Source organism: Komagataeibacter sp. FXV3, assembly GCF_015155755.1.
GTDB lineage: Bacteria > Pseudomonadota > Alphaproteobacteria > Acetobacterales > Acetobacteraceae > Komagataeibacter.
Genome location: NZ_VWPI01000111.1, coordinates 1 through 3587 on the forward strand (window position 1 = coordinate 1; position 3587 = coordinate 3587).

Sequence of the window (3587 nt, forward strand, 5' to 3'; positions counted from 1 at the left end):
ACGTATGGATGGCCATGACCGTGGACCATGTGGTGGTCTGTGGCATTGTCCCACGGCCCAGACCCCGCCCCTGAACAGGTTCAGGATGGGACAGGACCGCCACATGATGTGGCGCATCATCCAGTCCCGCCAGTTTCAGCCGTGCATAATGCCGTGCATCCGGCCCCACGCGATCCGACAGGGCGCTGGCATTGCAGCGGGCAAAATCCGCCCTCACCGCCGCGCGACGCCGGGGATCATCCACACGCACGAAACGCCATGGTTCACTCAATCCCACCGACGGGGCAAGGCAGGCGGTACGCAGCAGACCGTCCAGCACGGGTTCGGGCAACGGGTCACGGCGGAAATGGCGCACATCACGCCGCCAGCGGAACAGGTCTTGCAACCGCTCCCTGAAGACAGGAGAAAATTCGGGCATGGAAGTCATGCCCCCTCTTTCGTTCATTGCAGCCGGTCTGTCACGTCCTGGATGTTGTCGGGATCTGCGGACGTGGGTTGCGTCACGCCCCCTTCCTCCGGTGCTAGGGGGGCAGCATAGGCCGGGTCTTCCTCGAACCTGGAAGCCACTTCGCGGATTTCATCAAAACTGGCCTTGTACCAGTCCACCTGCGTATGGGTATGGCTGTTCACGACAAAGCTCAGGAACGCGGGGGAAGCACTTTCCTCAATTCCATATAACGCCTCGTCCTCACCCCCGCCCCCTTTCGTATGGAATACGAAGTGGCAGTTCGTCGCATCCGTATAGCGCAGGAAGGTATGGTAAATGATGGTCGGGACGATTTCATGCATGGCCTGCCCGATATAATAGGCTGGGCGCCTGCTGATGATCGCGGGCGTGACGTTGTCCAGAATCCCTTCATTTTCCAGCGCGCTGGCGCTGTCCACGAAACGGGACTGGTTGATCGTGACCGTCACCCCGCACCGGCGCACGTGATAGGCGCTGGCGACCGTAATGCCGAATTTCTCGTAATCAGGCAGCTTGTTGAACGCGGTCGTAGCTGCATGGGCTGTTCCCACCTGTACCAGCATGGCAACCACCAGCCATGCCGTACGTCGTGGCATATGATGTTTACCCATGTCCTTCCGCTCTCCCCATATGGCCGCCTGTCAGGTGTACTCTACGCTCCTGTTATGTGTCATCCAATGAATATGGCGGCACACCGGAATGCGCCGCCATATAATCATGATGCAGGACCTGCCCGGTCGCAGGCCACGGCAGTCAGGTCCGGTCCCAGCAGCCCCGCAGCGCCAGCAGGGAGGGCGATCCCTCCATCCCGGCATGGCAGCCCGACGGCACGGCGATACTGGGCAGTGTCGCCAGCAGCATCATCCCCTGTTTGCGGTAGGCTGTACCGACCCAGCTTACAACGCGCTGGCGCAGCGTACGGATCTGGAGGGGATTGGAAGAAGGGGAAAATCCCACGGCGGGGACAGGAGAAAAACTACGCATCAAGGCGTTTCCCGTGAGCCTAGCGGGCGAGACTGCCGCATGCTGCTCCTGCGCGCACGCTACGACGCAACCGGGGTGTTGGAAATACGATATTTTCGCAGATTTCCCGGGGGATCCATGCTTTTTTCGCAAGGCTTATTCCGGCAGGTGTTGCATGGAAAAGACACCTGCCGGAAAGGCTGTGAAATCAGATACAGCCAACCTGCCACGATGCCCGCCATTCCTGTCCGGGCTGCAGGTGAAACACACCCGGGCGCGTGGAAAAATCGCCCTTGAACCCGACCGGGCTGGCCATGCCATGCCACGGTTCGATGCATACGAAATCAGCGCCGGGCTTCATCCATATGCCCAACTGGGGAAAGCCTTCCCATGTCAGGCGCAGACCCGGACCATCGGGGGTGCGATAGGTCAGTCCCGTGCTGGCGGGATGGTCGAAAATCAGCGCATCAGCCGCAAACAGGGATTCGTCGAGGTGCAGTATCCGCCCGACAACCGGGGTGGAAAAGGATTCAGGCAGCAGCAGGCCATCCTTCAGCCGCCGTATGCCCTCGGGCTCCGGCTGGTCGAATTCGATGATGTGCCGATCCTTGGGCACATCGGCAGCCAGCGGCCATACAAAGGCGGGATGCGCGCCCAGCGATGCAGGCAGGATACGACTCGCATCGGGGTTGGTCACACAGTACCCAACCCGCAGCCTGCCCTGTTCAATACGGTATTCAATGACAAGGCTGAAAGCGAAGGGATAGAGCGCGCGCGTGGCGTCCGTATCCGACAGTTCAAGGCGGCAGCCCGTCTCGTCACGTTCCAGCCAGCGGAATGTGCAGTCGCGGGCAAAACCGTGCTGGGTCATGCGGTACGCCTGCCCATCCACCCATGCCGCATCATCCACCAGTCGTCCCACAATGGGAAACAGCACCGGTGAATGCCGACGCCACGGGTCACCGCCCCCCCATAACAGGTCACGCCCGCCCGCGCGCAGGGCACACAGTTCAGCACCCTGTGCCCGCACGCTGGCCGCAAGGCGGCCGTCGCCAAATGTATGGGTATCTTCTGTCATGCTGGTGGCTCCATCCGTTTTCATGATGGTGCCTACCATGCACGATCAGGGGGTGACCTGCCTATTCATGTGAAGCAGGGGTGATGGCCGGGGTCGCGGCGGCGGATGCGGTCTTTGCATCCGGCGTCAGGCTTATGGTCAGGCGTTCGACCGAAAACGCCAGCCGTGCGCCACTGCTGCGCGACGTGAACTTGATATAGATCCCGTTGTTATTTTCCATGACGGCACCGCCCTTCCCCGCGCCAACCGTCGCCTCGCCCTGGACGGACCAGTAGGTCCCTTCGATATCCTGAATGCGGTACAGGTTATAGACGGTGCCAATGGCATGGGTCTTGGAAAAGCCGATGGCTGCGCCCGAGCCACCGCGGATGCGGAAAGGATAGTCGTGTCCTTCAAACGTCAGGACGCCCTTGCCCCATGACATCCCCGCCCCCAGATCGGCAGCTGACAGGGTAAAGGCGACCGTTGCCGTATGTTCACCCAGCGCATCCGCCGCATGGGCACAGGTGAAAGGGGCCATACCGGAAAGGGACACAGCAGCCGCTACGGCGGCCAGAGATGCTAGGCGCAAAAGCGAACTCCATGACTTCTGGCGGGCAAGGTCGCCCCGCGTCCTTACGTGACAGACATGATTTGCATGTCATCCTTTGCACTGTGCCGCACAAATAGCAGCCATGCAAACTATATCATGGACATGATCCCAACAGGTTGCGGTTTATTTTTTCCCGCCGGGGTGAACCGGTGCAAGCTGGGCGCGGGCCTCGCCATTGGGCTGGGCGGCCGTGTGCAGATTGACATAGACCTGACCGTTCTGAAGGGCCTGCGCCTGTTCGGCCGACAGCAGGACGGACCCGTGCTGCCCGGATTTATAGGGGCTGGGAATGGGTACCAGCACGCCTGCCTCTTCCCCCGCCGGGGCGGGACCATGGAAATGGGCGGCCACTACCGGCCCGCTCAGCCCGGTCCAGGTCAGGGTATATTTCACAAGATTCGTGCGCGTATTCAGCGTGGCCTGCACGGTGCCATCGGGCTGGCTGGTCGTGCCGTGTTCCGGGGCAAAATGACCTTCCAGCCGCACGG

At 61.2% G+C, this 3587-nt stretch carries 6 protein-coding genes; all 6 read right to left on the minus strand.

Annotation, left to right across the window (positions count from 1 at the left end):
• A partial coding sequence (locus F1542_RS10215) for a nitroreductase family protein (protein WP_193732939.1) occupies nt 1-427 on the minus strand: 427 nt, incomplete at its 3' end.
• A 14-nt stretch (nt 428-441) separates the two neighbouring features.
• The gene (locus F1542_RS10220) at nt 442-1062 is read right to left on the minus strand and encodes a hypothetical protein (RefSeq protein WP_193732940.1); all 621 of its coding nucleotides are present in this window, start codon (nt 1060-1062) and stop codon (nt 442-444) included.
• Nucleotides 1063-1219: 157 nt separating this feature from the next.
• The gene (locus tag F1542_RS10225; RefSeq protein ID WP_193732941.1) at nt 1220-1450 is read right to left on the minus strand and encodes a hypothetical protein; all 231 of its coding nucleotides are present in this window, start codon (nt 1448-1450) and stop codon (nt 1220-1222) included.
• 187 nt (nt 1451-1637) lie between these two features.
• Nucleotides 1638-2507, minus strand: a complete 870-nt coding sequence (locus tag F1542_RS10230) for an aldose 1-epimerase family protein (RefSeq protein WP_193732942.1) — start codon at nt 2505-2507, stop codon at nt 1638-1640.
• A gap of 61 nt (nt 2508-2568) precedes the next feature.
• Nucleotides 2569-3027 carry a hypothetical protein gene (locus tag F1542_RS10235; protein WP_193732944.1) on the minus strand — a complete coding sequence of 153 codons (459 nt, stop codon included), beginning with the start codon at nt 3025-3027 and terminating at the stop codon, nt 2569-2571.
• A 195-nt stretch (nt 3028-3222) separates the two neighbouring features.
• Nucleotides 3223-3587 (minus strand): CHRD domain-containing protein (locus F1542_RS10240; protein WP_193732943.1); only part of this gene is annotated, 365 nt, incomplete at its 5' end.

Coding starts and splice junctions, on each gene's coding strand:
- F1542_RS10230 (WP_193732942.1), bottom strand. CDS start 2,507: ATGACAGAAGATACCCATACATTTGGCGACGGCCGCCTTGCGGCCAGC.
- F1542_RS10225 (WP_193732941.1), bottom strand. CDS start 1,450: ATGCGTAGTTTTTCTCCTGTCCCCGCCGTGGGATTTTCCCCTTCTTCC.
- F1542_RS10235 (WP_193732944.1), bottom strand. CDS start 3,027: ATGGCCCCTTTCACCTGTGCCCATGCGGCGGATGCGCTGGGTGAACAT.
- F1542_RS10220 (WP_193732940.1), bottom strand. CDS start 1,062: ATGCCACGACGTACGGCATGGCTGGTGGTTGCCATGCTGGTACAGGTG.